The following is a 23434-nucleotide window of genomic DNA, read 5'->3' on the forward strand; positions in this document are numbered from 1 at the left end:
CAGCCCTTAAACCGGGCGCCACCCCACCGTTTTCAAGGAAAAGAACGTGGCCGGTTTCCTCATCAAACGATTGCTGCAGGCGATTTTCGTCGTCATTGCGATCACGCTCGTCGTCTCCTTCGCCATTCGCCTGACCGGCGATCCCGCACTGATGATGTTCCAGGGCGGTGGCAGCATGACGGAAGACGATCTGGCGCGCATTCGAGCGGCACTTGGAACCGATCAGCCGTTCATCGTCCAGTACCTGACCTTCCTGAAGGGGCTCGTCACGCTGGATTTTGGTCGCAGTTTTTCGGGCGGCACACCGGTTTCGCTGCTGATCGGCAATGCACTGCCGGCGACACTGCTTCTTGCCTTCATCTCCATGGCGGTATCGATCGCGCTTTCCATCCCGCTCGGCGTCAAGGCCGCGACGGCGCGCGGCAAGGGCGCCGACCAGTTCATCCGCATCTTCTCGCTGCTCGGCCTGTCCTTCCCGAATTTCTGGCTCGCGACCATGCTGATCCTGCTGTTTGCGGTCGCACTCGGCTGGCTGCCGCCAAGCGGCATGTCCGGCGCGGCAAGCTATGTCATGCCGGCCGTCACCATGGGGATCATCCTGACTGCGACCAATGTCCGTCTCGTGCGCACATCCATGCTGGAGACGCTCCAGTCGCAATATATCATGGTGGCGCGTGCGAAGGGCTTGAGCGAGAGCAAGGTTCTGTACAAGCACGCGCTGCGCAACTGCGCTATTCCACTCATCACCTATTTCGGCCTGCAGTTCGGCGGGCTTCTCGGGGGCATCGTCGTGATCGAACGGGTCTTCAACTGGCCGGGAATGGGTACACTTGCCTTCGATGCGGTTGCAGCACGTGACTATCCCGTTCTCCAGGCCGTCATCACCGTGCTGTCGCTGATGATCGTCGGCATCAATCTTCTGGTCGATATCGCCTACGGGCTTGTCGATCCGCGCATCCGTACGGAGTGATGACGATGGCCTCCAAGATCTCCCGCCTGTCGCGCTTTTCGAGCCTCGAATTCATCCTCGGCGCTTCGCTGACCATCATCATCTGCCTCGCCGTCGTTTTCTCCGATCTTCTGTTTCCGGGCGGCGCCGACAAGATCGACCTGATGGCGCGCCTTGCCAAGCCCTTTACCAATGCGGCCCACCCGTTCGGAACGGATCCGCTGGGGCGCGACGTGCTGGCCCGCGTCGTGGCCGGCGGCAAGATCTCGCTGCTCGTCGGCTTCACCTCGGTGATCGGCGCCGTCATCATCGGCGTTCTCATGGGTCTGATCGCCGGCTACTACCGCGGTTTCTGGGACATGCTCGTGATGCGTTTCGCCGACCTGCAGCTTGCCATGCCCTTCATTCTCCTGGCGATCACCTTCATCGCCATCGTGGGCGGCAGTCTGACGAACACGATCATCCTGCTGATCGTCTCGCAATGGGTGCAGTATGCCAGGCTTGTGCGAGGCTCGGTCCTGACGCTACGCGAGCGTGAATTCATCCTCTCGGCGCGAGCAATCGGGGTGAGGGACTGGCGCATCATCTTCCAGCATCTGCTGCCGAACCTGATCGGACCGGTGATCGTGCTGATGACGCTCAATGTCGCCAACAACATCCTGCTCGAAAGCAGCCTGACCTTCCTCGGCCTCGGCGTCGATCCGACCATCCCGAGCTGGGGCGGCATGCTTGCCGACGGACGCACCTATCTGCAGACGGCCTGGTGGGTGAGCGTCTTTCCGGGGCTCGCCATCCTGCTGACGGTGCTCGGTCTCAATCTCCTGGGCGACTGGCTGCGCGACAGCCTCGACCCGACCGGCAGAACCTCAAGGTGAATTCGCATGACCGAGATCTTCAGCAAGACCTTCGAACGCACGCTTGACCAGTTGGTGGCGCGGGCAGTTGCCGGCCAATCCTTCGAAGCCTGGACCTTCGACGATGCGAAGAGCCGCCGCGAGGCCGAACGTCGGCTTGCGGAAAGGGGTGTGACCGCCCGCATACGCAGCGCATACAAGCCGCTTCTCTTCTCTTTCCGCGAGGACATTGACCTCACGGGCGTGCAGGCGATCGAAATTCGCTATCCGGTGCATGCGGCGGCGCCGGCCAACCGGTTTCGCCTCGAGGCCTATCCGCTTGCATCGCTTGTCGGCAAGGCGAAGATCGGTTTCGTGCCCCGCGAGGACGACGGGTTCTTCTATGACGTTCTGCTGACGCGCGCCGGCGGAACGGAGACGTTGAAGGTTCTTGCCCCCAACCGGATTCATACCGACGCGGTCGGCGAGACGAATGTGTCCCCGACCGGCTGGTATCGGCTGGCGGGCGATGCGGACGGCGAGCGCCTGCAAACCGAATATGAGGCACTGTTCGAGGATGCGATCGCAGCGATCTCCGGACACGATTGGGGCAATCAGGAGCCCTATTTCGAAGAGCTGGCCATTCGTGTGCGCCATCCGGCAGAAGACGAGCGGCTCGACGTGGGGGACGAGGCTGTCAGCCTGCGCGAAGCGCTCCACGAGGATTTCTATTTCTCGCTGCTCGAATTCTTCCAGAAGAAATCCGGCCGCCCGCTCGGCGATCGCGGCCTGAAACCGGGCCAGATCGTTCCGGAGATCGTCTTGAGCGAAGGCGAGATATCGGTCCGTATCGAGACGAAGGCGCTCTCCACGTCGTTCCTGGATTGCGGCGATCAGGCAATCGACACGGCTGTCGAGCCGCCGGCCGCAGGACAGGTCGCCAGGCTGCTTGAGAAGATTGGCGGTGAGGAATTCAGGGCCCGTTCACGCTCGGGCCGGATTGTTGCTGCGCGCTATCATGCCGGCAGCGATGCCGCGGTGATGATCAGCGGCGGCCAGCACCCCAACGAGACGACCGGTATTGTCGGCGCGCTCAGGGCTGCCAGCAAACTGGCGAAGATGAAGGGGGCGCATTTCACCATTTCGCCGCTCGAAAACCCCGACGGTTACGCGCTGCACCAGCGGCTGCGCATGGATAATCCGCGCCACATGCACCATGCGGCGCGCTATACGGCGCTCGGCGACGATCTCGAATACCGTACCCGCGAGAACTCCGGGGAGCACATCAACGAGAAGGAGATCCGCTTCAGGGCACAGGAACTCAGCGGCGCTAAGCTGCATGTGAATCTGCACGGCTATCCCTCGCATGAGTGGACGCGGCCGCTTTCGGGCTATGTGCCGCGCAATTTCGCCATGTGGACGCTGCCGAAGGGCTTCTTCCTCGTCATGCGTCACCATGCGAAGTGGGAAGTGCCGGCCGAAGCGCTGCTTGATCGGGTGACGCGCCATCTCGGTGCCATCCCGGGTCTCCTGGAATACAATGACCGGCAGATCGCGCTTTACGAGATCCACGCCGGGGAGACAGGCTTCCGGATCATCAATGGTTTCCCGTGCCTCTCGTCGGTCGACGATCGCCATACCGTGCCGATGACGCTGATAACCGAATATCCGGACGAAACGATCTACGGAAACGACTTCATCGCCGGCCATACGGCGCAGATGGAGACGGTTCTTTCGGCCTATGCCGCATGGCAGGAGATCGTTGCCGGAGAGGTGGCGGGGTTGCTCCAGCACCAGACTTCAGCCGCAGGAACGGTGGCATGATGGAGTACGCCACTATTTCTGCGCTGTCCATGAACGGGCGGTCCATGCCGGCATCACCGACCCTAATCACAGCAGATTAGGATCGGATTGCTGACTATATCGCAGGGAAGAGTCGGCATGTTCACAGAGGGTGAAAGGACTAAGCCGCGTTTTCTGACTGGCGCGCGAAGCGGACAAGCCAGTGAAGTGGCTACCTGGCTCCTGCGTTGTGTTGCATCGGCGCAGGGCTGGTGCAACACTGCACCACCAGCGAAGGAGGACCTCATGTGCCGAAACATCAAGTCGCTGTTCAACTTTGACCCACCAGCCACCAAGGACGAGATGCACGACGCAGCCCTACAGTTCGTGCGCAAGATCTCTGGGTCCACTCGCCCCTCACAAGCCAATGAAGCCGCGTTTTACGACGCGGTAGAGGAGATCAAAAGATCTGTGCACAAGCTGTTGCAGGCTCTGGAAACCAAAGCACCGCCCAAAGACCGCGAGGTCGTCGCCTCTAGGGCGAGGGAGCGGGCTAAGCAGCGTTATGGACGCGCCGTCTGAGCTGGTTCTCGGTCCTGCGAGCAATTCCACGGTAGAGGGATTTTGAAGCGGGAGCCGTTTGATCGACAGGTTTCCGTAACTGCAGCAATGGCTCCACCTCGAGCGCGTGTGTCGTAGTTTCGATGTCCGAATCGCGTGCGTCAGCTATCGCTGAAGTATCAGAACTAGACCGACCGCATAGGGCCGCAAGCTGTCCATAGCTTTGCACAAAGGATCCCCCAAGACCAAGCGTTAGCAACTACCTCAATCTATCTGAATGACAACGCTGGTGCTTCGGGCGCCGGCACTTCAGCATCGGTGAACAAGTTCGGAAACAGCCGCTCCCTGTAATCATTGCTGTAGTAGTTATTCATGACCCGAACGAGATCGGCCAGCACGGTCGGCACCGTGTCGTCAAAGAACAGCGGTTCAATACGGGCAGGTGTTTCAAACATTTTTTTGCCGATCTCGGTAACGAGTTAATCGACTGGAATATAAGGCATTCGAGGCTGGAAGTCAGTACAGTTGCCGATGTTGGTTGCCGATTTCTTTTGCCGATGCGAGACGCTGGTCGGACGCGAACCCGAACGGGGCAGCAAGTCGGCCGGGCGGCGAGCGACAGCAGAATCGATCATCGCGGCGTGGTTGCTTGAAGACGCCGACCCCTATGGCTTGCCTCACCCTCGCTGAGGAACTGAAATCTGAACATGACAGCCTCTCGGAGTGCCGAGGGATCGTCAAAGGGTGGGGGCGGAAAGTCGCCTATCGAATACCCACGGAGCGAGCGGAGACCCCCAGCCGATCGTTGATTATTCTCTCTCCTTGGAAACTGCGGCGACCATCCACAGATGCCGTCGGGGTCAGCAAATATGCCTTCGTATCCCCATTCTTTCTGCTCGGCTCGCTAACCGCAAATGCTCCCGCACCGACGCACCGCTGAATAACGCGTTAGACGTCCGTCTCATTTGCCACTTCGAGTGATAGCAGACATTCGTTCCTGCCGTCAAAAACCAGCCACCCTTTGCCGATCACCCATTCCATACCGTCAGATGCAATGAGTAACGGGCTTGTCCGTGCATCCAAGGCGAACTGCAATGGCTCAGGCATTCCATCTTCGGATGGCGCACCCACAGTCATGGGATCGAGTGCGTTGCGATAGAAGTCATGAACGGTTCTCGGAAGGTCTTAAGTGGTCGTGTTGATAGCTTCGCGACTAATGGCAGCTATCCCCTGGGCGGTATCCGAAACCGGACGGGGGCCTCCGAATTGCCAGTAGTGGAAGCGCACGCAAGGGCAGGTTTCAGGTAGTCGCTGACGTGCTCTGAGTGGCCGAGATTGGTCGATAGCAGGCGTCCGCGCACCACGGTGGCATGTCCACTTTTGTTTCTCCACGCTGCAGAAGCAGCCAGGCCGCACACGGCCCCGTCTCGGCCAGGGCGATTACGGTGCGTGTACATTTCCACGCGAAACGGACCGTTCCGCTTTGAGGGCGCGATATGCCCATTTTAAAAGTCTCTGTGCAGTCAGGCCCCGCCAACCAAACTTCCAATCAAAGCCCGCCTCTCCTTATATAGCTTCGACATTCAAGCATGCGTGAACCTGGCCGGACGCAATCTCTCGCAACTCCGGACGCGTCCGTCTGCAATTCTCCGTCGCAATTGGACAGCGAGGATGGAAATGGCAACCGGAAGGCGGGCTGAGCGGCGAGGGGATTTCGCCCTTGATCGGCATGAACTTACGTCGCTCAAGCGAAATCTTCGGCATGCCGTCGAGCAACATGCGGGTATAGGGGTGCGCAGGCGATGCGAAGAGCTGCTCGGTCTCGGCAAGCTCCACGACGCGGCCGAGATACATCACGGCCACCCGATCGCACAGGTGGCGGATGACGCTGAGGTCATGGCTGATGAAGATCATCGCAAGGCCACTGTCGCGCCTGATGTCCATCAGGAGATTGATGATCTGCGCCTGGACCGAGACATCGAGCGCGGCAACGGCTTCGTCGCAGATCAGCATGTCGGGCTTTACCGCCAACGACCTGGCGATGCCGATGCGTTGGCGCTGGCCACCGGAAAACTGATGTGGATAGCGTCCGAGGCTGTCCGCAGGCAGACCGACCCGGGCGAGGATGTCGATCACGTATTCCTTCACCCGTGAGCGCGGCACCAGCCCATGCAAGACCGCCGCCTCGCCGACGATTTCGCCGACACGCAGGCGCGGATTGAGAGAGGAAAGCGGGTCTTGGAAGACCATCTGGATCTTCAGCGCATCGCGCTTGCGGGCAAGGAGGCTATCGTAAGGCTCACCGCGGAAGTGCCGTTCGCCAGAGGATACCGGCAGGATGCCGGCGATCATTCGCGCCAGGGTCGATTTCCCGCAGCCGGATTCCCCGACGACACCGAGCGTTTCTCCCTCGCGCAGCGTAAGCGAGACATTGTCCACCGCGCGCAGTACCGTTGGAGGGCGGTCACCCATAAAACGGTTCGCCAGATCGCCAAATACCCTGTGCCCCACCGTGAAGCTGCGCGACAAATCCTTTGCCTCGAAGATCATCTCGTTCACGCGTCACTCCTCGAATGGATGATAGCACCAGATGTGATGCGTAGCCGATAGTTGCGTCGCCGGTACCGGCTCGCCGCAGATCTCCGTCGCCCGTTCGCAACGGCTGGCGAAGGGACAGCCCTTTCCCAGAGAAAGGAGCGAGGGCATGTTGCCGGGGATCTGCCTTAGCTTCTCGCCCGGCGTGTTGCGCGAGGGAACGGAGCCGAGAAGCTTGCGGGTATAAGGATGGCGCGGAACGCCGATGATGTCCTCCGTCGTGCCGATCTCCATCATCGCGCCGGCATACATCACCATAATCCGGTCGGCGAGTTCGGAAAGTGTCGAAAGATCGTGAGTGATCCAGACCATGCCGAGGCCACGCTCGTCGATCTGCCGACGGATGTGGTAGATGATCTGGGCTTGGATCGTCACGTCGAGAGCAGTCGTCGGCTCGTCGGCAATGATCATGTCCGGTCCGAGCAACAAGGCGGTCGCGATGACGACCCTCTGGCGCATGCCGCCCGACATCTCGTGCGGATAAGCGTTCAGCCGCTCCTCCGGGGAGGGAATACCCACGGCCATCAGCACTTCGATGCAGCGGTCGTGCATCTGTCTGCGGGAAACATCTTCATGCTCGCTGATCGCTTCGTACATCTGATCGCGCACCCGCATCAGCGGGTTCAGGGTCATCAATGGGTTCTGGAAGACCATGGCGATCTTGCGGCCGCGAAAGCGGCGCATCTCCTCGAACGTAAGGGCAGTCAGCTCCTGGCCGTCGAGCGAGATTGAGCCGGAAACGATACGCCCCGGCTCGTCGATCTGACCCATGATCGACATGCCGGTCACCGATTTGCCGGATCCGGACTCGCCGACGATGCCCAACACCTCGCCACGACGAAGATCAAAGGAAATATCGCGCACCGACTTGATCACGCCCTGTCGCGTGAAGAACCAGGTGTTGAGGCCGTCGACTTGGAAAAAGGGTTCCGTCATCCCTGCACCTTTCCTAGCGGTCAAGCCGCGGATTGTTGAGATCGCGCAGCCGGTCGCCGAGCAAGTTCATCGCGACGATCATCACGAGCAGCACCACGCCCGGATAGATGCTGATCCAGTATTTGTGCGAGAAGATGAATTCATAGCCGCTGGCGATCAGCATGCCGAGGGAGGGTCTGGTGAGCGGCAGGCCAACACCGAGGAAACTCAGTGAGGATTCGAGCGAGATCGCGGCAGCGATATTGAGAGTGAAGAGCACGATAATCTGCGGCATGCAGTTGGGCAGCACGTGGCGCAGCATAATGCGCGTCGGGGAAAGCCGCAGGCATCGGGCGGCCTCGACATATTCCTTGCCAAGCTCGCTGATCGCGAAGGAGCGGGCCGTGCGAGCGTAATAGGACCATTGCACGATGACGATGGCAAGCACGACCTTGCTGACGCCATTGCCCAAGATGGCGAGGATCGCAAGCCCAACGAGCAGCGCAGGAAGGCCAAGCATGAAATCTACCGCACGCATGATGATTGCATCGGTGATACCGCCCCGCCAGGCCGCGAGAAGCCCAAAGCCGGTACCAAGCACCATCGCGGCACCCGCAGCCACAAGTCCGACGAAGACGCTGATCCTGATGCCGTAGAGGATGGCGGAGAGCATGTCGCGGCCGAAACCGTCAGTGCCGAGACGAAAGACGAAATCCGTTTCCCGATCCAGGGATTTTGCGATGGCGAGGACAGTGAAGTTTTCAGGAAGCTGGCTGTTGGAGACGATCCTGACCCTGCCGTCCTCCGGGTTGTCCACGGTCCACCAGGGTTGGACGATATGCTTCTTTCCGCCTTCCACGCTGGCGCCCGCCGGCAGATTGCGGATCTGCAGGCTGGCGAGTTTGGTGCCTTCCGGGGCCACCCCGACGCCGAGACAGTTTGCTCCGCACGACTCGGCTGTGATGCTTTGGCGGGTCTGTGCGGGTGAGGCGGGCTCGACAGATGCCGTGCCCCCCTGGAAGCGGATATTGGCGCGGACTTCCTCTCCGGGCAGCATCCGCGTCGAGCCGGCGGGCTTCAAGGCGTCCGACAGTTGAAGCTGGGTCAGGTCGTAAGGGTCCGTCGGCGACATTAGCGGCGCGAATAGGGCGCAGGCGACGAAAACGAGGCTGATCAGCAGGCTGATGACGGCCGTGCGGCTCTCCGCGAAACGCTGCGCAAAATCGTTGAAACCAGTCGTGCTCATGCCGCGCGCCTCAGAACGGATTTCACGCGCGGATCGATCGCCATGTGCAGAATATCGACGATGAAGTTGATGGCGATGAACAGCAGCGCGGTATAGGTGAGCTGGGCGACGATCAGCGGCCTGTCTAGCACCTTGATGGAGTTGATCAATAGCTTGCCGAGACCTGGCCAGGAAAACACCGTTTCGGTGATCACGCCATAGGCGAGCAGGTTGGCGAGCTCGATCCCGGTGACGGTGATGAGTGGAACCAAGGCGTTGCGCAGGATATGCCTGACGACGACCTTGCGGCTGCGCACTCCCTTCGCATAGGCGAACTTCACGAAGTCGAGGCGGGAGATTTCCATCGTCGCGGCGCGTGTGACGCGCATCAGGAGCGACATCTTGAGGAGCGCCAGGCTGAAGGCCGGCATGATAACATGCGACCAGCCATCGAGCGTCCATAGGCTGCTGGTGATGCCGAAATGGGTTGCGACCGCTCCCCGATCACCCACCGGCAGGATCGGCAAAGCGATGCCGAAGGCGACGATCAGGAGCATGCCCTGCCAGAAGGTGGGGATGCTGACGCCGATCAGGGAAAAGGTCATGACGCCCCGGCCGAGCAGCGATTCCGGTTTAAGCCCCGCATAGAGCCCGGCCGGTACTGAAGCGACAATCGCGATGACGAAGGCGACTAGCCCGAGTTCGAGGCTCGCCGGCAGACGCTGCAGCAGGATACTGGTGGCGGGTTCCTTGTAGACGAAGGAGGTACCCCAATCTCCCTGCACTGCATTGCCGAGGAAGGTCAGGTATTGCTGCCAGAGCGGCTTGTCGAGGCCGAGGGCGGTGATGGCGGCCAGCCGGTCGGCCTCCGAAGCTTCCGAGGAAATCAGGATGTCGGCCGGATTGCCGATCAGCCAGATCCCGACGAACAGCACGATCGACAGCACAAAGACCACGACCACGCTTTGCAACAGGCGCTGCAGCACGAAGGAGAGCATCAGCGGTCAGCCTTCAGATAGGCGTTGATATTGCGTTGCTCGGCTGTCGGCATCGATCCGGCTCCGATGTTCTCAACCAGCGATCCAAAGTGCAGCGCATATTCGGCGCATATGCCGCCAGTGCTGCCGGTTTCAAGCCGATCCTCGATCTCCGTGCGCAGCGCCTGGCCGCCCGGCAATTGGGCAAGCTCATCCAGGAAAGGCGCTCTGCCGGCTGCGGCAGCCATGGCGGCGTCGTGCACCAATTCGTGGCCCTTGTGTTTGCCAAGGGTTTCGCCGAGCCGCATCATGGCGAACTCGCCGAGGATCGCGCCGTGCGACAGGTCCAGGTTGGACCGCATCCGCTCCTTGTCGACGTAGAGGTCGCGCACCAGAAGTTCGGTCCGCACGAGAATTTCGGAAATGGCGCCGATCACCTCCGCCAATCCGTCCTCGAACATCTGGTTGGCGCTACCGTCGGATTCGAACGGGCGGTGGGCACTTGCCATCAGCATGCCGGCGCAGGAATAGAGTTTGTTGCTGTTGGCGATGATGCCGTAGCAGAGGATGGGGTTGATCTTCTGTGGCATGGTGGAGGAACCGATCGAGCCTTCGACGCGGCCTTCATGCAGCTCGCCATATTCCTCCGAAGAACTCTGGTAGATCTCTTCCGCGATCTTATGGCAGATGGAGGCCGTCAGGCTCAGCGCATTGACATATTCGCACATATGCGTGCGGATTGCGCGCGAGGGAATAGCCATCTCGCCCATGCGGAGAAGAGCTGCCACGCGTGACTGGAGGGCCGGACCCTCTCTACCCAGAGCGGAGAAGCAGCCGACCGCACCGCCGGTCATGACGACGAAGGCCCGGCTTTCCGCTTCCCGAAGCCGGTCCGCGGCCTGCAAGAATTCATCGATCCAGACCGCCACTTTGAAGCCGAAGGTGATCGGCACCGCATGGCGATAGTGGGTCCGCCCCGCCATAATGGTCTTCGCGTGGGTGCGGGCATGGCGACCGAGATGGCGCAGGATGTCGGCGAGCAACCCATCCAATGTCGCCTGGGCACGCTTGGCGAGCAGCAGCAATCCGGTCTGGATGACGTTCTGCGTGGTGATGCCCCAGTGGACATACCCGCCATGCTGTGGACCGGCAAGCCGGACAAGTTCGTTGATGAGCGGCATAAGCGGGTGACGGGTCGTCCGGTACGACGTATCGAGGCGGTCCGTATCCAGGTATTCGAAACGGCAATGTCCGGCGATCGCCTCCGCCGAGGCGGCCGGGATCATGCCAAGCTCTCCCTGAGCCAGCGCGACGGCCTTTTCGACATCCAGGAAGGCCTGGTACATGGCCGGCGGCGCAAAAGCGTCCCGCAGTCCCCGGTAGTCATATTGTGACGTGAGGGCGTCGTTGAATTCTGTACCCATCTGGATTTCGCACTTTCATGAATGAGAGGGCAAGGCCAGCGAGGGATGACGGCCTTGCCGGCACGCCTTATTCGGGGCGGGCGGTGTAGAAGATGTTGGTCAGGTTGGCATTGGCGTCATAGTGAACACCGTTGCGAACTCCCCAGACGCCGAACTCGTGATAGAGCGGCACGTAACCGTCATCCTTGTAGACCTCGGCGACTGCAGCACGCAGCAGCTCTTCCCGTTTGGCGTCATCCAGCGTCGACTGTGCGTCTTCAAGCGCCTTGTCGGTGACCTCGCTGGAATAACGTCCGCGGTTTGCGCCACCCCAGCCGCGATCGGGGTTACGTGTGCCGGCGAGATTGATCATCTGGCTCAAGCCTTCGCCGGTATCGGCGGCGGCACCGGCGAGATAGAGACTGAATTCGTAGGCGCTCGCCTTGGTGAAATAGATGCTGAAGGGAAAGGTCTCCAGCGTCACGTTCAGTCCGACCTGCGAGAGCATGGCGGTGACCGCCTGAGCCACCTGGGCGCCGTTGACGTAGCGGTCGCTGGGCGCGTTCAACGTCAGGGAGAAGCCGTTCGGATAGCCGGCTTCGGCCAGCAGGCGCTTGGCTTCCGCCGGGTCATAAGGATACGCCTGCAGATCGGGATTATAACCGAAGACACCGTCCACGATGATCTGGCTCGCCGGCTGGGCCATGCCGCCCATCACGGTTTCGGCGATCTGCTCGCGGTTGATGGCGAGATTGAGCGCCTTGCGGACGCGCGGGTCGAGGAAGGGGTTCTTTCCGTCGGTACCGGAAACCTTCGGCGTCTTCTCCTGGCCCTGGTCGGGAAGCAGGAAGATCAGGAGCGTCGAGGGCATGGACGACAGATGGTACTTGCCCGAGGACTGGATGCTGTCGATGCTGTTGATCGGCACCGCGTTGATGACGTCCACCGAGCCGCCGAGCAGGGCGGCGATGCGGGCGCTGTTGTCCGGCAGGGATTTGACCAGCACCGAATCATAGGCGGCCGGCGTGCCGTAATACTGGTCGTTGCGTTCCAGCTCGATCTCCACGTCGGGCGTGAACTTCTTGACGTGGTAGTGGCCGATACCGGGCGAGGTCTTGCCGCTGTTGAAGTCCCCGGTGGCCAGCCAGTTGTCGTTGCCGCAGCTCTTGTCGTCATAGGCCAGCGTGCGGCCCGTCGGATTCTGGACAATTCCGATATTGCTCAGGCTGCGCAGCAGGTTCGGATCGGGTTTCTTGGTGTCGATCTCGATCTTGCCATCGCCGGCGTCCTTGATATTGGCGATCGTGGCGATGAAGCTGCTGAAGAGGCCGGGGCTGTTGGGAACATTGCGTACCCGGCAGATGGAATAGATCACGTCGTCGGCGCCGAGCGGGTTGCCATCGTCGAACTTCGCCTTCGGCTCGAGGGTGATGACCCATTTGGTATCGCCCTGAATCTCCCATGATTTCGCAAGGCGAGGCTCGACGGTGCCGTTGACGCCGTTCGTATAGACGAGTGCGTCCGAGATGTTCTCCCGAAGGTCGAAATTATAGCCGGCGCGATGGAAATGCGGATCGACCGAAGTCGCGAGCGCCGCGAGACCAACGCGCAGCTGTTCAGCCGCAGCCGGGACAGCGGAAAGGGACGTCGCGGTCGCGAGCGCTACGCCAAAAGATGCCAGTGTTAAGTTTTTCATGGTCCTCCTCCCATTTATTTTGTGGGACCGTATCGCTGTGTTGTCCGGGGAAAAATCGAATTTTTCTGGATTCGATTGAGTTTTTCTCAATCGAAAGATAGAGATAGCCGTGGGGAGGAAGCCACATGCAGACAAAGCGCAAGGACTTGCCGCCGATGACCGCGCTTCCGGTGTTCGAGTCTGTGGGGCGGCACATGAGCATTGCCAAGGCGGCGGACGAACTCTGTCTCACTCCCGGTGCCGTTAGTCGGCAGATCCAGAATCTTGAATCATTCCTCGGTTGCGATCTCTTCGAGCGGTCGCATCGAAGGATCACATTTACGCCGGCCGGCGAAGTCTACTGGGACAAGATTCATACGTCCCTCGGCCAGATACGCGCGGTGACGAGCGATCTCTCCGTCGGTATCGATCGGCGGCCGCTCGTCATCGGCAGCCCGCGCGTTTTTCTGCAGAAATGCATCATGCCGGTGCTTGGAACGCTTTACGCACGTCGTCCCGATATTGTCGTAAAGTTCGTCACTGGCGGGCACGATATCGAAGGGTTGGACGGTACGATCCATGTGGGGGAGGCGATCAGCAAGAAGGGATTCGTGTGCGAGATATTGGGCGACGCGGATCTTACACCAGTCTGTAGCCCTGCCTATCTTCACCGCGCGCCGCCCCTAGATACACCGGACGACCTGGAGCGGCATACCTTGCTGCGTTCCGCGGAATTCACACGCAACTGGGAGCGGTGGCTGGGGGCGCGCGCTCCGAGGATTTTTTCCAGGACGCGCTTCATCGATCTCGAAAGCTCTGGCCTCGAACTGACGGCCGCAGTCGAAGGACTTGGCATCGCCATTGTTCGCCAAAAGCTGGTCAAGCAGGAACTGGCGGATGGTCAACTCGTTGCGCTGTTTGAGAAAGACATGGTGCATGAGCACTATTTCTTCATGTTCGCCGATCCGAAACTTCGGTCCGACAGTTTCCGGTTCTTTCGCAATTGGCTGAGGGATGCAGTTGTGGAATAGAGCAGGCCGGTGTTCAGTCTGCGGCGCGTTATGGCAACATTCTCCAGTCGTGCTCGGGCCTGCATATTATCAAAAGGGCCTCCTCAATCATGCATTACTGGCACTGGTTCGACATCGCCTCTGCTTGGATTGGCGGCGTTGGAGCAATCGTCCTGTCGGTTCTGCTTTTTGCAACTAACCGTCTCCGGAGCGATCCAAGCCGCTCGCGATGGCATGACTGGGTGTGGTTGTCTTGGATCGGGACGGCGGCCTACCTGCTTCACAACTTCGAAGAATACGGCATCGATCTGCTTGGGACGTTCCATGCATTTCCAGGCATGATTTGTGCACAGCCTGGTTTGCCGCCGTATCCGAATTGCCCGATCCCACCGGTGTTTTTCCTTGCGGTCAATGTCACTGCGTTCTGGGTCGCGGCTCCCATTGCAGCCCTGCTCAGCCGACGACACCCGCTTGTCGGTCTTTCTATATACGGCATCATAATCATCAACGCCCTGGTACATATGGCAGCCGCGCTTGGGGGTAGCTTCGGTGGAGGTTTTTTCACTTCACTGCTTTTCGTGGTCCTGGCCGTGTGGGTTATCCGCGCCTGCTTCGGTCCAGGGCGGATGAGCTACGGCGCGCTCGCCCTTCTTGTGGCTGGCGGGATCATAGTTCACATGGTTTTGGCGGCTCCGCTGGTGCTGTTTGTCAATTTTGGCTTGAGTGCGACTGTGGTTGTCTTGCTGCAACTGATGAATCCCTTCCTGCTGATGCTCATCCTATGGCTTGGGGAGCGGTGGCGTGATGGGGTGTTGATCTCTCGAACCCGCGGACCAACTGACCTCGGGAGGGCGCGGATGGGGGCGTAGTCGGAAGCCGACAGGCAGAGATGCAGTCTCGCGTCTGCTTCTCGTCGCGTTCTACCCACGCGTCCGTTGACACTCCGACAAGACTTCCCGGACAAACGCGCCGCACGGCGCATATCGCCTCGTCGACCACCAGGAGGCTCTCACGTCCGTTCGGGCCGCGTGGGTGTATGTGAAGTTCGGCAGCCCCCGCGGAGACGCATGCTGCACCGTCGAGGGCAATGGCATCCGCCGTGAGCGGTAGCCGCGGGTGATAGCCGCCAGGACGTGCACCGTTAAGAGACAGGTTAGTCTCGACTAAAAACCGAGCTCGCTGAGACCAGGATGATCATCAGGCCTGCGGCCAAGCGGCCACCGAAAGCAGCGCTCGTCGGCGCTGATAGGCAGGTCGTTGATACAGGCATAGCGCTTCCGCATCAGGCCTCTATCGTCAAACTCCCAATTCTCGTTGCCGAACGATCTGAACCAGTTCCCACTGTCGTCACGCCACTCATAGGCGAACCTGACGGCAATTCGGTAGCCGCCGAAAGCCCAGAGTTCCTTGATCAACCGGTAATCCAGCTCTCTCCGCCATTTTCTCGAAAGAAACGCTACGATCGCTTCGCGCCCGCTCACGAATTCAGCACGGTTACGCCACTGGCAGTCTACCGTATATGCCGGAGCGACCCTCGCCGGGTCGCGGCTGTTCCAGCCGTCTTCAGCAAGACGAACTTTCTCGACTGCGTTTTCGAACGTAAAAGGCGGAAGGGGTGGTCGTTGAGCTTCGGTCATCTTTCTGGGTTCTCCAACCGTGCGCGCAAAGTCGCATTCTCGGTTTCCAATCGCTGCAGTTGTTCACGAAGAGGAGCGACAGCTTGTTCAACCTGCTGTTCGGTGTAGCGCGGAATGATGTGCTGTGGGCAATTCCAATCGAACGCCACAAGCCGAAGCCTGAAGATCCGTTCCGCCCTTCCTTTGTAGGTCGTGTCGGAGACCAGTTCCGTGAGTTCCTGGTCAGCATCAAGCGCCAGTCGCTCCACATACGCATAAATTTTGAGCCGTGCCCGTCGCACATAATCCATCAAGAACAGGCAGGTCCGATCGTTAGCAGCAAAATTGCCGGCGCTGATGTACTGGCGATTACCCCGGTAGTCGGCAAAGGCCAATGTTCGCTGATCGACGACCTTAAGGAAGCCGGCTTTTCCTCCACGGTGTTGAACGTATGGCCAACCCGTTTCGGAGACCGATGCCATATAGAAGCTGTCGCGTGAGGCAATGAAGGCGATCTCGCTTTCGGTGAGGGTATCTGAAGGACGGTTGTCAGCGCCCAGCCATAGCTGGTCCACCCCCATGTTCGCCTGAGCGGCTCTGACGCTCGGCGTCATTGCGACCTCCAGGAAATGATATGGCATCAATAATCCCCTTGTTCGGGCAGGCTCGCATCGCTGTCTTACGGCGCGAGCCGAATCTATCTTTGTTAAGCCCAATTTAGTGCTTGGCAATTTTACCCTTCAGCTCGCTGAGCGCGAACATCAGTCCTGCATGGCCCAATCTGCGACCTGCCAACGCATTTCCCCACGACCGGCGACGATACGGCCGAGACCAGGGAAAGGCATGTGCGTGGCAGCGATGAGCGCGCCCTCCGACGCGGCACGCGGAAGGAAGCGATCACGCATGGCTTTTGCAGCGGCACGGTCCTGCTCAAACAGGAAGAACACATCGGTCGCGGCAGGATGCACGACCGGAAAAATCATATCCGAAACCATGATCAGGCTCTTCCCGCCATCTTCGATCCGCACGCCGATATGGCCGGGCGTATGGCCGGTCAGGTCGATGATTGAAACGCCCCGCATGATCTCGCGCTCTCCATCGATCGTTTGGAGCCTCGGGTATAGCCGCACGACTTCCTCCGCCATCCTGAAGCTGGTCTGCAGATAATCAGGGGCGCCGTTGCGTTTGGCTGGATCGGTCCAGTGGGTGACGTCGCGACGATCGATATAAAGATCGGCCTCGGGGTAGTTGTTCTTGCCTCCCAGAACAAGTCCGCCCATGTGGTCTTGGTGCATATGCGTTACGATGATCGCGTCGATCTTGTCGGGCTGCAGACCGAGCGCGGCGAGTGCCTGTGGTAACTGTCCGGTCTGCCCGATCGAGCCTGCCGCACCGGCATCGATCAGGATGCGGCGCTCGCCATCCTCGACGAGATATTGGTTGAAGAGGAACCGAACCCCACTCGGCCGGGCGGCAAACTGTGCGCTTGCCGCCCTCTCAACCTCGGGTGCCGAGCGTCCCGGAAAGTAGTCATACGGCATGTCGGCATACCCATCCGTCAGCGCCGTAACGGTGAACCGGCCGATGCGGATCTGTGCGAACGGGTTCACCACAACAGGCGCCTTGGCAGCATCCCGCGTCGCCGCACGGGCGAGGGAGTCTCCGAGCAGGCCTCCACCGAGGAGGCTTCCCCCGACAAGGCTGAGAGGCAGGGCGCCGGCAAAGGCGCGACGTGAAAGTTGAGGCATGACATCTTCCTCTCGATCAGTAGCACGATGGGACTTATGGCAAGCCCCTTGACGACGCGAAGGCTATGACATCCACAAACAACGGGGTATCTTGGTATTTTGGAAACATTCCTCTCATTTTATGGAAGGCTTTGATGGATCGTTTTGATGCGATGGCGGTGCTATTGGCGGTGGTCGACGCCGGCAGTCTATCTGCCGGGGCACGGCGGTTGAATGCGCCGCTCGCCACGGTCAGCCGCAAAGTGGCCGATCTTGAAAAACATCTTGGCGTTCGCTTGGTCGTGCGCACCCGTCGCGGCCTCGCCTTGACGGAGGAGGGGCGCACCTTCGTCGCCGCGTCACGTCGAATTCTTGAGGAGCTTGACGCAGCGGAGCGGCAGGCCAGCGGCGATTATGCAGCGCTGCGTGGCGGGCTGCACGTGACCGCGCCGATTGCCTTCGGCGAGCGCCATCTGCTGCCGATTGCGCTCGAATTCCTCAAGGAGCAACCCGAGATCAACCTGCGGCTGACCCTGACTGATCGGCAACTAAGTCTGGCGGATGAGCACGTCGATGTAGCCCTCCGGATCGGGCACCTGCCGGACAGCGCGATTATCGCAACACGGGTTGGCGCCGTCCGCCGGGTGATCTGCGCGAGCCCCGACTATCTCGCTCGCCGAGGAGTGCCGCGTCAGCCGGAAGACCTCGCCCCGCATGATGGCATAAGCTTCCAGGGCTTCGCGACCGCCCCGGAATGGCGATACCGCCGGGACGGCGCGGCCTTCGCCGTCGAGCCGCGCCTCAAACTCGCGGTCAACACGACAGAGGCTGCCATTCAGGCTGCGCTGGCCGGTATCGGCATTATTCGCGTGCTTTCTTACCAGATCAACGAACATTTGCGCTCTGGCGCGCTGCGGGAATTGTTGGCGGAGTTCGCACCGGAACCGCTGCCAGTAAATATTATTTACGGACCAGTCGATCCGCTGCCGCTGAAGGTCCGGTGCTTCCTTGACTGGATCGGCCCCCGCCTGCGCGCGCGAATGGGACCCTAGTGTTCCGCCTATCACACGCGCCTCCGTTAATGGCGATCAGGCTCAGTGGTAGTCGATCGTCCTGCATTGACGACCGCTTGCCCTTGCGGGCCGGAACGGACATCCGCCACCGGCGAGTTGATTTCCGCTTTGGCGCACAGGTGACGTAACGCCGCCCGGCCAGGCCGATGTCTGCTTGCAGGCAGGCCGAAGATTTGCCTCTATGACCGATATGGGGCGCAGAGCTGTCGTTAGGGCGTTACTACCTGACCACCTTTCAAGAGCAACGTTTTGGTTCAAAGCGATCTTACGCGACAATTGACAGGGGTATTCAGGCTCTTTTTCGCTGCGTGGTGACGGCCGCATACATGCCCGTCGTGCGGAAATCGCTCGGGTTCGTGCCATAGAGGCGGCGGAATACCTTCGAGAAGTAATTGGGGTCCTCGAAGCCGCAGAGTGCCGATACTTCCTTTATCGGCATTTCGGCGGCTTTCGTCAGCAGCTTGGCGGCCCGCCGAAGCCTCTTCTGCAGAACGAATTCGGCTGGTGGCAGTCCCTCGCTCGCCGTGAAAATGCGGGAAAAATGGGCCCGGCTCAGGCCGGCCACCGCCGCCAGATCGCTGACCGAGAGATGCTCATCGAGGTGGCTGTCGATGTAGCTGAGCACATGCTGCATCGTTCGATATTCCTGGCTGAATGTGGGATGTGATCCGAAGACGTCGTCATAAAGCAGCATGGCTGCCTCATAGGCGGTCGCAGATGCAGCACCCGGTGTTTCTCCTCCGGTCATGAGCCGATGGCAGCAATAGGCCAGGCGATCGATCGTCTCGGGCTGCAGGTGCAGGATAGGGCCGGTCATTGCCAGAATGGAACGGTGGATCCTCAAAGCCTCCTCGCCATTCATCGAGATCCAGAAAAATTCCCATTCCTCATCGCGCTCGAGCCAGTAGCGATGATTATGCGGAATGAGCAACAGCAGTGTTTCACCGGGTTTGACATGCGTTCTGCGGTTTTCGTAGCGCAGGTTCCCCCGTCCGCTGATGCAATGTTGCAGGACCGTGAAGGGCGCCTGACCACGCTTGCGCCCGTCCCAGTCATAGGTTGGACCCTTCCTTATCTCATAACCGCTACTGGTCGGCATGGTATGGAGCGTCTGGCGTCCTCGCGGCAGCGAAACGGTCCGCATGCCAGGGCCGGCTGCAATGAGATTCCGCAGCACAAAATTACCCATAATAGCATAATCCTTCTCTGGCTCCCTGTCGGAATATACGCATAATCCTTGTCCGAGGAGAAGTTGGAGGAAGGTTTTCGGGAGGATTTGGCGTTGCTATGCCAGCTTTTAAAAGCTTTTTCTGCCGTAGCCTGCGCGGCTGTTATCCTGTCGCTACTGTCGCCGGCTTTAGCCTTCAGCTCGCAATGAGGATGTGAATCATGAGTTTCAAAATCGCTATCATCGGAGCAGGCAGCGTCGGCTTCACGAAGAAACTGTTCACGGACATCCTTTGCGTTCCGGAATTCGCCGACGTCGAATTCGCTCTTACGGATATCAGTGAGCACAATCTTCAGATGATCAAGGCGATCCTCGACAAGGTCGTCCAATCCAACAAACTGCCTACGAAAGTGACGGCGACCACCGATCGCCGCAAGGCATTGGAGGGCGCGCGCTATATCATGAGCTGCGTGCGTGTCGGGGGCCTGGAAGCCTATGCGGACGATATCCGTATTCCGCTGAAATACGGGATCGACCAGTGTGTCGGTGATACGATCTGCGCCGGCGGCATTCTCTATGGTCAGCGCAACATCCCGGTCATCCTCGATTTCTGCAAGGATATCCGTGAGATCGCAGCCCCCGGCGCGAAGTTCCTGAACTATGCGAACCCGATGGCGATGAACACCTGGGCCGCCATCGAATACGGCAGGGTCGACACCGTCGGGCTCTGCCACGGCGTCCAGCACGGCGCCGAGCAGATCGCCGAGGTCCTTGGCGCAAAATCGGTAAAGGAGCTGGATTACATCTGCTCCGGCATCAATCATCAGACCTGGTTCGTCGACCTGAAATTGAACGGTCGCCAGATCGGCAAGGACGAACTCATTGCCGCCTTCGAGGCTCATCCGGTCTATTCGCAGCAGGAGAAGCTGCGCATCGATGTCCTGAAACGCTTCGGCGTCTATTCGACCGAGAGCAACGGGCATCTTTCGGAATACCTGCCCTGGTATCGCAAGCGGCCGGAAGAGATCACCAGATGGATCGACATGTCGAACTGGATCCATGGGGAGACAGGCGGCTATCTGCGTCATTCCACCGAGACTCGAAACTGGTTCGAAACGGAATTCCCGCAATTTCTCGCCTCGGCCGAAAAGCCGATCGATCCGACCATGCGTTCCAACGAGCACGCAAGCCATATCTTGGAAGCGCTGGAAACGGGGCGCGTTTATCGCGGCCATTTCAACGTCAAGAACAACGGGGTGATCGCCAACCTGCCGTCGGATGCGATCATCGAGTCGCCCGGTTTCGTCGATCGGTTCGGCATCAACATGGTCTCCGATATCACCATTCCGGAAGCCTGCGCCGCGACCTGCATTTCCTCCATCAACGTGCAGCGCATGTCGGTGCATGCGGCGATCAGCGGCGACATCGATCTTCTGAAGCTGGCCGTCCTGCACGATCCGCTGGTGGGGGCCGTCTCGACCCCCGAGGAAGTCTGGCAGATGGTCGATGAAATGGTCGTCGCCCAGGCCCGCTGGCTGCCGCAATATGCCCATGCGGTCCCCGGCGCCAAGGAGCGGCTCGCAAGCGCGAAGGTAAAGACGCGCGAATGGGCCGGCGCTGCGCGGCGCAACATTCGCTCAATCGAGGAATTGCGGGCCGAAAAGGAGGCGCTCAAGCGGGCTGTCTAAGGCCGGCGGAAGCGCCGGGAAGCCTCCGAGGGAGAGAGGCGTTCGGGAACTTTCTTTCATTGTCGTTCGAGGAGAAGCGGAGGCGCGTCGAAGCGCTCCGGAAGAGGAGGAGAAAGACGATGACGAATTTACGAGAGATCGGCATTCGCGCCGGATTGGCGTTTGGCGTTTCGGTGATGGCCGTGAATGCCGCGGCATCCGAGCCGACGACCCCGCCGGTTCCGCCGCAATTCCCGGCGGAAGGCAAAATCAAATACGTGACCCGCGATTCCATTCTCGAGTTCAAGGCGCTGCCGGAATATCGCGAGCCCGGTTGGGTGACGAAGAAGTTCGTCGAGGCTGGCAAGCTGCCGCCCGTCAAGGATCGCCTGCCCAAGGAGCCGCTGGTCTTCAAGACCGAGAACATGCCGGACGGTATCGGGGTCTATGGCGATACGATGCGCCACGTCATCGGCGGCCGGCCGGAAGGCTGGAACTATGGTGCCGGCCAGACGCAGGGCTGGGGCGGCATCGACATCGGCCTTTCGGAATGCCTCACGCGCACCGCGCCGCTCTTCCAGATCGAGGCAAAAGACACCGAACCGCTTCCCAACCTCGCCAAGAGCTGGGAGTGGTCTGAGGACGGTCACAAGCTGACCATGCACCTTATCGAAGGCGCCAAGTGGTCGGACGGCGATCCCTTCGATGCCGACGACATCATGTTCTATTGGGAAGACGAGGTCATCGATCCGAACGTCTCACCGCTCGGCGGCGGTGCCTCGCCGGAAGCCTTCGGCGAGGGCACGGTGCTGAAGAAGATCGACGCCTATACGGTGGAGTGGACCTTCAAGGAGGCCTTCCCGAAACAGTATCTCTATACGATGGCCTATCCGAACTTCTGCCCGGGGCCGTCGCATCTCCTTAAGCCCCAGCATCCTAAATATTCGAAGAACACCTATAATCAGTTCAAGAATGCCTTCCCGCCGGAATTCCTGAACATGCCGGTCATGGGCGGCTGGGTGCCGGTGGAATACCGCTCCGACGATATCATCGTGATGCGCCGCAATCCCTATTATTGGAAGGTGGACGAAGAAGGCAACCAGCTGCCTTACCTCAACGAGCTGCATTACAAGCTCTCGACCTGGGCCGACCGTGATGTGCAGGCGGTTGCCGGCTCCGGCGACATTTCCAATCTCGAGCAGCCGGAAAATTTCGTGGCCTCGCTGAAGCGCGCCGCGGAGGAAACCGCGCCGGCGCGTCTCGCGTTTGGACCGCGCCTCATCGGGTATAATCTGCGCATGAATTTTTCCGCCAACGGCTGGGGCGATCCGGATGCCCGCGGCCAGGCGATCCGCGAGCTGAACCGGAACGAGGATTTCCGCAAGGCCGTTACCATTGGGATCGATCGCAAGGCGCTGGGAGATTCACTGGTCAAGGGGCCGTTCACGGCGATCTATCCCGGTGGCCTGGTATCGGGCACGAGCTTCTACGACAGGGAATCCGTCGTCTACTATCCCCATGATCTCGAAAGCGCCAAGGGGCTGCTTGAGAAGGTCGGTCTGAAGGATACGGATGGCGACGGTTTCGTGAATTTCCCGGCTGGCACCGAAGGCGGGAAAAATGTCGAGATCGTGCTTCTGGTCAACAACGGCTACAACACCGACAAGAGCCTTGCCGAAGGCATTGTCGGCCAGATGGAAAAGCTGGGGCTCAAGATCATCATCAATGCGCTCGACGGTCCGAAGCGGGACGACGCTCACTATAGCGGCCGCTTCGACTGGTTGATCCAGCGCAACACCACCGAGCTGGCTTCGGTGGTCCAGAGCACGGAGCAGCTTGCCCCCGTCGGTCCCCGCACGAGCTGGCATCACCGCGCCGGCAAGGATGGCAAGCTCGACCTTATGCCCTACGAGGAGGAGCTCGCCGATATCATCAACAAGTTCCGCACCAGCCAGGACAATGATGAGCGCGTGGCCCTGATGAAGCAGTATCAGAAGACCGCGACTGAGAATGTCGATACCGTCGGTCTGACGGAATATCCCGGCGCGCTCATCATCAACAAGCGCTTTTCAAACGTGCCGCAGGGCACTCCGATCTTCATGTTCAACTGGGCCGAGGATTCCGTCATCCGCGAACGGCTGTGGGTCGCGGCCGACAAGCAGGGAAAATACGAACTCTTCCCTGAGCAGCTTCCCGGCAAGCCGGGCGAAAACGGCCCTATCAACTAGAGCTCCTCCCTGACGAAGCGAGAATCCGGG

Annotated in this window: 20 protein-coding genes and 1 pseudogene; 9 read left to right on the top strand and 12 right to left on the bottom strand. The window is 60.0% G+C overall.

The genetic code is table 11. The features are described 5' to 3' along the window. The first annotated feature begins 46 nt into the window (after positions 1-46). From ACE04I_RS07195 to ACE04I_RS07210, 4 genes are all read left to right on the top strand, one after another. Positions 47-970 (top strand): ABC transporter permease, encoded by a 924-nt coding sequence (locus ACE04I_RS07195; RefSeq protein WP_046796601.1) that lies wholly within the window; start codon positions 47-49, stop codon positions 968-970. A 5-nt stretch (positions 971-975) separates the two neighbouring features. After that, entirely contained in the window at positions 976-1824 is an 849-nt protein-coding gene (locus tag ACE04I_RS07200) for an ABC transporter permease (RefSeq protein WP_046796651.1), read from the top strand. A 6-nt stretch (positions 1825-1830) separates the two neighbouring features. Continuing rightward, positions 1831-3606 (top strand): M14 family metallopeptidase, encoded by a 1776-nt coding sequence (locus tag ACE04I_RS07205; RefSeq protein WP_487206838.1) that lies wholly within the window; start codon positions 1831-1833, stop codon positions 3604-3606. A 264-nt stretch (positions 3607-3870) separates the two neighbouring features. Next, positions 3871-4146 (top strand): DUF2277 domain-containing protein, encoded by a 276-nt coding sequence (locus tag ACE04I_RS07210; protein WP_046796603.1) that lies wholly within the window; start codon positions 3871-3873, stop codon positions 4144-4146. 248 nt (positions 4147-4394) lie between these two features. Here the strand turns inward: ACE04I_RS07210 and ACE04I_RS07215 are convergent, their stop codons facing one another. The 7 genes from ACE04I_RS07215 to ACE04I_RS07245 form a co-directional block, all read right to left on the bottom strand. Continuing rightward, positions 4395-4580 carry a hypothetical protein gene (locus tag ACE04I_RS07215; protein WP_487206839.1) on the bottom strand — a complete coding sequence of 62 codons (186 nt, stop codon included), beginning with the start codon at positions 4578-4580 and terminating at the stop codon, positions 4395-4397. 1111 nt (positions 4581-5691) lie between these two features. Then, entirely contained in the window at positions 5692-6675 is a 984-nt protein-coding gene (locus tag ACE04I_RS07220; protein WP_052760491.1) for an ABC transporter ATP-binding protein, read from the bottom strand. Positions 6676-6687: 12 nt separating this feature from the next. Beyond that, positions 6688-7656: an ABC transporter ATP-binding protein gene (locus ACE04I_RS07225; RefSeq protein WP_046796605.1), complete on the bottom strand. Its 969-nt coding sequence runs from the start codon at positions 7654-7656 to the stop codon at positions 6688-6690. Between the two features lie 13 nt (positions 7657-7669). Next, the gene (locus tag ACE04I_RS07230) at positions 7670-8881 is read right to left on the bottom strand and encodes an ABC transporter permease (protein WP_487206840.1); all 1212 of its coding nucleotides are present in this window, start codon (positions 8879-8881) and stop codon (positions 7670-7672) included. Then, entirely contained in the window at positions 8878-9858 is a 981-nt protein-coding gene (locus tag ACE04I_RS07235) for an ABC transporter permease (RefSeq protein ID WP_046796607.1), read from the bottom strand. Before ACE04I_RS07235 ends, ACE04I_RS07230 begins: the two co-directional genes overlap by 4 nt. Further along, positions 9858-11261: a class-II fumarase/aspartase family protein gene (locus tag ACE04I_RS07240; protein ID WP_052760487.1), complete on the bottom strand. Its 1404-nt coding sequence runs from the start codon at positions 11259-11261 to the stop codon at positions 9858-9860. Before ACE04I_RS07240 ends, ACE04I_RS07235 begins: the two co-directional genes overlap by 1 nt. Before the next feature lie 67 nt (positions 11262-11328). Then, entirely contained in the window at positions 11329-12936 is a 1608-nt protein-coding gene (locus ACE04I_RS07245) for an ABC transporter substrate-binding protein (RefSeq protein ID WP_487206841.1), read from the bottom strand. 125 nt (positions 12937-13061) lie between these two features. Here ACE04I_RS07245 and ACE04I_RS07250 point away from each other — a divergent pair, with 125 nt between their 5' ends. Both ACE04I_RS07250 and ACE04I_RS07255 read left to right on the top strand, forming a co-directional pair. Further along, a complete protein-coding gene (locus ACE04I_RS07250; protein ID WP_046796609.1) occupies positions 13062-13946 on the top strand; it encodes a LysR substrate-binding domain-containing protein in 885 nt (294 codons plus the stop codon). Positions 13947-14035: 89 nt separating this feature from the next. Further along, positions 14036-14794 (top strand): HXXEE domain-containing protein, encoded by a 759-nt coding sequence (locus tag ACE04I_RS07255; RefSeq protein ID WP_052760488.1) that lies wholly within the window; start codon positions 14036-14038, stop codon positions 14792-14794. A gap of 7 nt (positions 14795-14801) precedes the next feature. Here ACE04I_RS07255 and ACE04I_RS07260 read toward each other — a convergent pair. The 4 genes and pseudogenes from ACE04I_RS07260 to ACE04I_RS07275 all read right to left on the bottom strand — a co-directional run. Beyond that, positions 14802-15077: pseudogene (locus ACE04I_RS07260) on the bottom strand (3-keto-5-aminohexanoate cleavage protein); the annotation flags it as partial. 11 nt (positions 15078-15088) lie between these two features. Then, complete coding sequence (locus ACE04I_RS07265; protein ID WP_487206842.1) at positions 15089-15562, bottom strand: nuclear transport factor 2 family protein; 474 nt, start codon at positions 15560-15562, stop codon at positions 15089-15091. Further along, positions 15559-16182, bottom strand: coding sequence for a pyridoxamine 5'-phosphate oxidase family protein (locus tag ACE04I_RS07270; RefSeq protein ID WP_046796611.1), 624 nt, complete (start codon positions 16180-16182; stop codon positions 15559-15561). Before ACE04I_RS07270 ends, ACE04I_RS07265 begins: the two co-directional genes overlap by 4 nt. Positions 16183-16302: 120 nt before the next feature. Next, positions 16303-17289 carry an MBL fold metallo-hydrolase gene (locus tag ACE04I_RS07275; protein ID WP_046796612.1) on the bottom strand — a complete coding sequence of 329 codons (987 nt, stop codon included), beginning with the start codon at positions 17287-17289 and terminating at the stop codon, positions 16303-16305. 134 nt (positions 17290-17423) lie between these two features. On the opposite strand from ACE04I_RS07275, the gene ACE04I_RS07280 reads away from it, so the two are divergent. Beyond that, positions 17424-18320 carry a LysR family transcriptional regulator gene (locus ACE04I_RS07280; RefSeq protein WP_245282159.1) on the top strand — a complete coding sequence of 299 codons (897 nt, stop codon included), beginning with the start codon at positions 17424-17426 and terminating at the stop codon, positions 18318-18320. 310 nt (positions 18321-18630) lie between these two features. Here the strand turns inward: ACE04I_RS07280 and ACE04I_RS07285 are convergent, their stop codons facing one another. Then, positions 18631-19530 (bottom strand): AraC family transcriptional regulator, encoded by a 900-nt coding sequence (locus ACE04I_RS07285; RefSeq protein ID WP_046796614.1) that lies wholly within the window; start codon positions 19528-19530, stop codon positions 18631-18633. A gap of 200 nt (positions 19531-19730) precedes the next feature. Between ACE04I_RS07285 and melA the strand changes: the two genes are divergently transcribed. Next, positions 19731-21197 carry an alpha-galactosidase gene (gene melA, locus ACE04I_RS07290; protein WP_487206843.1) on the top strand — a complete coding sequence of 489 codons (1467 nt, stop codon included), beginning with the start codon at positions 19731-19733 and terminating at the stop codon, positions 21195-21197. A 119-nt stretch (positions 21198-21316) separates the two neighbouring features. Next, positions 21317-23404 (top strand): ABC transporter substrate-binding protein, encoded by a 2088-nt coding sequence (locus ACE04I_RS07295; protein WP_487206844.1) that lies wholly within the window; start codon positions 21317-21319, stop codon positions 23402-23404. Positions 23405-23434: the final 30 nt, after the last annotated feature.

The sequence above is a fragment of the Rhizobium moroccans genome (genome assembly GCF_057559155.1).

Bases quoted from the DNA above. Each gene is read 5' to 3' on its own strand.
- ACE04I_RS07240 (WP_052760487.1), bottom strand. From the start codon at position 11,261: ATGGGTACAGAATTCAACGACGCCCTCACGTCACAATATGACTACCGG.
- ACE04I_RS07280 (WP_245282159.1), top strand. From the start codon at position 17,424: ATGGATCGTTTTGATGCGATGGCGGTGCTATTGGCGGTGGTCGACGCC.
- ACE04I_RS07230 (WP_487206840.1), bottom strand. From the start codon at position 8,881: ATGAGCACGACTGGTTTCAACGATTTTGCGCAGCGTTTCGCGGAGAGC.
- ACE04I_RS07245 (WP_487206841.1), bottom strand. From the start codon at position 12,936: ATGAAAAACTTAACACTGGCATCTTTTGGCGTAGCGCTCGCGACCGCG.
- ACE04I_RS07275 (WP_046796612.1), bottom strand. From the start codon at position 17,289: ATGCCTCAACTTTCACGTCGCGCCTTTGCCGGCGCCCTGCCTCTCAGC.
- ACE04I_RS07265 (WP_487206842.1), bottom strand. From the start codon at position 15,562: ATGACCGAAGCTCAACGACCACCCCTTCCGCCTTTTACGTTCGAAAAC.
- ACE04I_RS07255 (WP_052760488.1), top strand. From the start codon at position 14,036: ATGCATTACTGGCACTGGTTCGACATCGCCTCTGCTTGGATTGGCGGC.
- ACE04I_RS07205 (WP_487206838.1), top strand. From the start codon at position 1,831: ATGACCGAGATCTTCAGCAAGACCTTCGAACGCACGCTTGACCAGTTG.
- ACE04I_RS07250 (WP_046796609.1), top strand. From the start codon at position 13,062: ATGCAGACAAAGCGCAAGGACTTGCCGCCGATGACCGCGCTTCCGGTG.
- ACE04I_RS07225 (WP_046796605.1), bottom strand. From the start codon at position 7,656: ATGACGGAACCCTTTTTCCAAGTCGACGGCCTCAACACCTGGTTCTTC.
- ACE04I_RS07200 (WP_046796651.1), top strand. From the start codon at position 976: ATGGCCTCCAAGATCTCCCGCCTGTCGCGCTTTTCGAGCCTCGAATTC.
- ACE04I_RS07295 (WP_487206844.1), top strand. From the start codon at position 21,317: ATGACGAATTTACGAGAGATCGGCATTCGCGCCGGATTGGCGTTTGGC.
- ACE04I_RS07220 (WP_052760491.1), bottom strand. From the start codon at position 6,675: ATGATCTTCGAGGCAAAGGATTTGTCGCGCAGCTTCACGGTGGGGCAC.
- ACE04I_RS07270 (WP_046796611.1), bottom strand. From the start codon at position 16,182: ATGCCATATCATTTCCTGGAGGTCGCAATGACGCCGAGCGTCAGAGCC.
- melA (WP_487206843.1), top strand. From the start codon at position 19,731: ATGAGTTTCAAAATCGCTATCATCGGAGCAGGCAGCGTCGGCTTCACG.
- ACE04I_RS07235 (WP_046796607.1), bottom strand. From the start codon at position 9,858: ATGCTCTCCTTCGTGCTGCAGCGCCTGTTGCAAAGCGTGGTCGTGGTC.
- ACE04I_RS07215 (WP_487206839.1), bottom strand. From the start codon at position 4,580: ATGTTTGAAACACCTGCCCGTATTGAACCGCTGTTCTTTGACGACACG.
- ACE04I_RS07285 (WP_046796614.1), bottom strand. From the start codon at position 19,530: ATGGGTAATTTTGTGCTGCGGAATCTCATTGCAGCCGGCCCTGGCATG.
- ACE04I_RS07210 (WP_046796603.1), top strand. From the start codon at position 3,871: ATGTGCCGAAACATCAAGTCGCTGTTCAACTTTGACCCACCAGCCACC.